3 protein-coding genes and 1 pseudogene are annotated in these 3,903 nt (G+C 45.2%); 3 read left to right on the top strand and 1 reads right to left on the bottom strand.

The features are described 5' to 3' along the window. Together L976_RS22615 and L976_RS01380 are read left to right on the top strand one after the other, a co-directional pair. Positions 1-163, top strand: a pseudogene (locus L976_RS22615) (MarR family transcriptional regulator); the annotation flags it as partial. Between the two features lie 69 nt (positions 164-232). After that, complete coding sequence (locus L976_RS01380; protein WP_047533440.1) at positions 233-1,246, top strand: succinylglutamate desuccinylase/aspartoacylase family protein; 1,014 nt, start codon at positions 233-235, stop codon at positions 1,244-1,246. Positions 1,247-1,365: 119 nt separating this feature from the next. Here the strand turns inward: L976_RS01380 and L976_RS01375 are convergent, their stop codons facing one another. After that, the gene (locus L976_RS01375) at positions 1,366-3,393 is read right to left on the bottom strand and encodes a methyl-accepting chemotaxis protein (protein WP_047533443.1); all 2,028 of its coding nucleotides are present in this window, start codon (positions 3,391-3,393) and stop codon (positions 1,366-1,368) included. Between the two features lie 208 nt (positions 3,394-3,601). Here L976_RS01375 and L976_RS01370 point away from each other — a divergent pair. After that, the coding region (locus L976_RS01370; RefSeq protein ID WP_047533439.1) for a fumarylacetoacetate hydrolase family protein at positions 3,602-3,903 on the top strand (302 nt) is incomplete at its 3' end.

Raw genomic sequence — 3,903 nt, 5'->3', positions numbered from 1 at the left:
CGTGCATGTTTCGCTCACTTCGGCAGGTAAAGCACTGATTGAGGCTGCGCTCCCCAAACATATCCAATGTCAGAGCGCGCTATTATCGGGGGTCCCGACTGCTGAGCGTGTGGCATTGCAGCAAATTTTAAAACACTGGTTAACCCAGTTTGAAGGCGAATAATAGCTTGGGCGTGTTAAGGCTTAATACTAGAGTTATCACATACAGCGCAATGCAGATCAGGGAGTGACCATGGTTAAAAAACGCGAAGCGTTTGAGATTGAAGGCAAACGAGTCATTGCGGGTACGCAAATGGGGATTAAATTACCCGCTGCCAAGCTTTATACCGATACCCAACTCGATATTCATGTCGAAGTCTTTCACGGCCTCAAATCTGGGCCGACACTCTTGGTCTGTGCTGCTATCCATGGCGATGAGCTCAATGGTATTGAGATCTGTCGGCGGTTACTTGGACGGGTTAACCCTAAAAATTTAGCCGGCACCCTGATTGTGGTGCCCATAGTCAATGTGTTTGGTTTTATTCAACAATCCCGTTATTTACCCGATAGGCGCGATCTCAACCGTTGCTTCCCTGGCTCCAGTAAAGGGGCGTTGGCAAGCCGGTTAGCCAACCTGTTTGCTACTCAGTTATTAGTCCATGCAACCCATGTGATTGATTTACATACGGGGGCTATCCATAGAGATAACTTACCGCAAATCCGTTGCGATACCGGTGATGAAACTATGTTAGCCATGGCGAATGCCTTTGGCGCACCGCTTATTATGCACTCTAAGGCGCGCAGCGTGTCGATGCGTGGTTATGCGAATCAGCAGGGCATTCCCTGTATTTTGTATGAGGCGGGCGAGGCGCTGCGCTTTAGTGAACTGGCGATTAAGTCGGGTCTAAAGGGCGTGCTCAATGTGATGCGTAGCCTTGGTATGCTCAAGGGGCGAGTCAGTAACAAGATTGCGAGTGTCAGTGCGATACGCAGCTATTGGATCCGCAGTGAGTCCGATGGCTTAGTCAATATGAAGCTCAAACTCGGTCAACGGGTTAATAAGGGCTATATTATTGCCCATATTGTCAGTCCGCATGGCGGTGATAGTGTGGCGATCCGCGCGCCAACGGATGGCATTATCATCGGGATCAGTAATATTCCTGTGACGAATGAAGGCGAGGGCATGTTCCATATTGCGCAGTTCGAAGGCGATGAGATCGAAATTGCTAACGAGCAACTCGATGAGTTTTTAATGGAATATGCTTAGGCTGTTATTCTGCCAGTGTTTGCTAAAAAAGCAGCCATCAGTTTACTGATGGCTGTTGTTTTTATGTGGTTATCTCGGCTCTGATACATTTAGCCATATAAGTATCAATGCACTTATTGCTACAGTGTAAAGCGTTCGACAGAGCGGGTGAGCGAGTGGGCTAACTGAGTCACTTGGTCACTGCGTTTTGCCATATCCATTGCCTCATGGGCATTTTGATCTGCCGCGAAGACGACTTCTCCCATACTGGACTCAATATGTCGACTGTAATCGAGTTGTTGGTGGGCTGCTTGGGTAATTTGTAAACTCATCTCATTAATGGCACTGAGTGTGACTTCAATCTGAGCTATGGCATGGTGTAGTGTTTTACTTTGCTCCACACAGTCGTTGGCTTGTGTTTGCCCTGAGCTTATGGCCGTTGAGGCCGTGGTAGTTTCCTGCTGTAACGCTAAGATCATCTGTTGGATTTCGGCGGTTGAGGCTTGTGTCCTTGAGGCTAATGAGCGTACTTCATCGGCAACGACCGCAAAACCTCGACCATGTTCGCCAGCCCTTGCGGCTTCGATGGCGGCATTGAGGGCGAGTAGGTTAGTTTGTTCTGCAATGCTACTAATGGTGGTGAGAATCCCACCAATATCGTGACTGTGTGCACTAAGGCGCGACATGATAGCGACAGAATCACTTAGCTTTGTGCTTAACTCCGCTATTTTGGCTTGATTATCGGCGGCAATAAGCTGGGCTTGTTGGCTATGTTTCGATGCTTGGGTGATTTGTGTTGCCGAACTACTGGCTTGTTCTGCAACAAGGTTAGAGCTGGTAAACATTTGTTCTGTTAAGGCTTTCGTGCCATTGATACGCTCAATTTGTGCGGTAGCTGCATTAGCGATGCCTTGACCTTGCTGATGTGTTTGTGTGGCTGAATTATCTAAAGAGTGGGCGTCATTGCTGATATGGGTTAATAATTTAGCCAGATCATCACAAAGAGTATTCATATTATCAATAAGTACCCCAAATTCATCGTTGTGACGTTTAGGTATTCTCTTGGATAAGTCTCCCCTTGCAATGTTTGCCAGCGCACTATTTGCCAAGGTGAGTGGTACTAACATGGCCCTTAGGGTAAAGAAGGATATTGAACTGACCATAAACACAAACATGGCTGCTAGTACAATGGCCAATGTTTGACCGCGTTGAATATCGTCATTTGCAATGTTTTGCAACAGACTAAAACGTCTGTCAGCTAGGGCTAATAATTTATCTAAGGCAAGGGTATTGGCATTAAATTCTTGTTCCGTATTTTTAAAATGCTGTTCTGCTTGAGTGTGATTATCAACCACTTGCTGTTGTGCCAGATATAGCTCGCCTGGGGTTGAAAGTAACCGATTGAATATGGTGGCTTGTTGCTCAAAAATCTCCAGCAATCCTAGGGTGTTTATCCCCGAAGCTTGTTGTTTTAAAAAGGTAAAGTTAGTACTTAGATTCCCAAGCAATAGGGCTATATCCTGTTTATGCGAGTTTATTGAATGAGTATCCTGAGCATGCGTTAGCTCTGACATTGTGTTGGTTAATGTGTAAAGCATATCGTCAATGCGGGTTCCTGTTCCGATTATCTCCTCCAAAAGTGCCGGATTATCGGGCAATGAGATCGTTTCTAAATCGATCATTGCATTACTTGCTTGCGTTTTTGCCTCAATAAACTGATTAAAAAGTGTTTGATAATGTTGTTTTGCTTGTTCGTTCGCGAGCTTAGCGCTAAACATATCTTGGCTTTGTTGCTGGTAGGCTTGGTAGCGTTTTTGGGCTTCATTCAGTGATGCTTGCATCTGGGGTTGGTCGCTAACCATCTGTTTCAGCTCGTTTTCAATACTTTGATATTTATGCTCTAGCTCATTGAATCCTTTTTGGCTTTGCATGAGCTCTGCGGTGTCATTTTGGCTATGGGCTAAAGTTGCAAGGCGCGACATTTTAACGAGCACAAGTTGTAAGTTATTGCTTTGCTTCTGAACCGGTATGGCGAGTGTCTCGATATTGCTATAACTGATTTGAACTTGATAGAGCGAATAGTAGAAGAAGCTATTGCCAGCTAAGAGCAGGATACTAATTGCGCTGAAGCTTAAGAGCATTTTTTGCTTGATACTGAGTGTTAACATTGAGTCATCGACCTTTTCGTCTATGATGTCAGCCAAATAAGGCGATAACATCGCGTGGACAAGGGAAGAATACGCCGTAGTACAAGTACTTAGTTGCTTGTTTTTATTGGGGTATAAAAATAAGTGTAGCAGAGAGTTGTCAGAGTAAAGTCTTAACGAAGAAGGCTTGGATAATTATGTTGTCCCGCTGATTTTTAAAGGAGCGTTAATGAAAACGGTGATGTTAGAAAATAAGGCTATTGCTCCCAGCAAAATCCTTTGTATTGGGCGTAATTATGTTGACCATATCCATGAGCTTGGCAATGAAATCCCCGATGATATGGTGGTGTTTTTTAAGCCTAATTCGGCCATCAGTACTCAATTAAATACCCAGCACCTTGGTGAGACGCTGCACTATGAAACCGAGCTGTGTTTTTTGTATCAGCAGGGGCGCTTTAGCCATGTGGGCGTGGGGCTGGATCTGACTAAGCGGGAACTACAAAGCAAACTTAAGGCCAAGGGATTACCGTG

The sequence above is a fragment of the Shewanella sp. ZOR0012 genome (assembly GCF_000798835.1).
Classification (GTDB): domain Bacteria; phylum Pseudomonadota; class Gammaproteobacteria; order Enterobacterales; family Shewanellaceae; genus Shewanella; species Shewanella xiamenensis.
This window is presented reverse-complemented; position numbering and strand designations above follow the sequence as displayed.

Coding starts and splice junctions, on each gene's coding strand:
- L976_RS01375 (WP_047533443.1), bottom strand. CDS start 3,393: ATGTTAACACTCAGTATCAAGCAAAAAATGCTCTTAAGCTTCAGCGCA.
- L976_RS01380 (WP_047533440.1), top strand. CDS start 233: ATGGTTAAAAAACGCGAAGCGTTTGAGATTGAAGGCAAACGAGTCATT.